Source organism: Vibrio sp. 10N.222.54.A3, from assembly GCF_041474095.1.
Classification (GTDB): Bacteria; Pseudomonadota; Gammaproteobacteria; order Enterobacterales; family Vibrionaceae; genus Vibrio; species Vibrio crassostreae_C.
This window is the reverse complement of sequence record NZ_JBFRTN010000140.1, coordinates 1-699: the sequence shown is the minus strand read 5'-3', so window position 1 is coordinate 699 and position 699 is coordinate 1. Positions and strand designations below refer to the sequence as shown.

General features: G+C 56.2%; 1 protein-coding gene. It reads left to right on the top strand.

Going from position 1 to position 699, the window contains the following annotated elements; all coding sequences use genetic code 11:
• The coding region (locus AB4507_RS21765; RefSeq protein WP_372183348.1) for a cadherin-like domain-containing protein at positions 1-699 on the top strand (699 nt) is incomplete at both ends.

Here is a 699-nt window from a genome sequence, read left to right as displayed (position 1 = left end):
GGACGTGGTGTTCACCTACACCGCGAGCGACGGCACGGTCAACCAAACCAATACCTTAACCATTACCGTGACAGGCACCAACGATGCGCCTCAGTTAACCGCCGATGTGGGCGCGGTGAATGAAGACGCGACCTTAACGGTCAGTGCAGAACAAGGCGTTTTGGCCAATGACTCCGATGTCGATGGTGACTCATTGAACGTCACGGGTATTTTGAACGGCATCACGGGCACCGCGACCGCCGTGGCAGAGAGTGGCGATACGTTGATCAGCAATGATTACGGCACATTGACCATTCGTGCTGACGGTAGTTACAGCTTTGTGGCGGACGGCAGCGATTCTCAAGCGTTGGCCACAGGAGCGACCGCGGACGTGGTGTTCAGCTACACCGCAAGCGATGGCACGGTCAACCAAACCAATACCTTAACCATTACCGTGACAGGCACCAACGATGCGCCTCAGTTAACCGCCGATGTGGGCGCGGTGAATGAAGACGCGACCTTAACGGTCAGTGCAGAAGACGGCGTGTTGGCCAATGACTCCGATGTCGATGGTGACTCATTGAACGTCACGGGTATTTTGAACGGTACCACGGGCACCGCGACCGCAGTGGCAGAGAGTGGCGATACGTTGATCAGCAATGATTACGGCACATTGACCATTCGTGCCGATGGCAGCTATAGCTTTGTGGCGGACGGCAG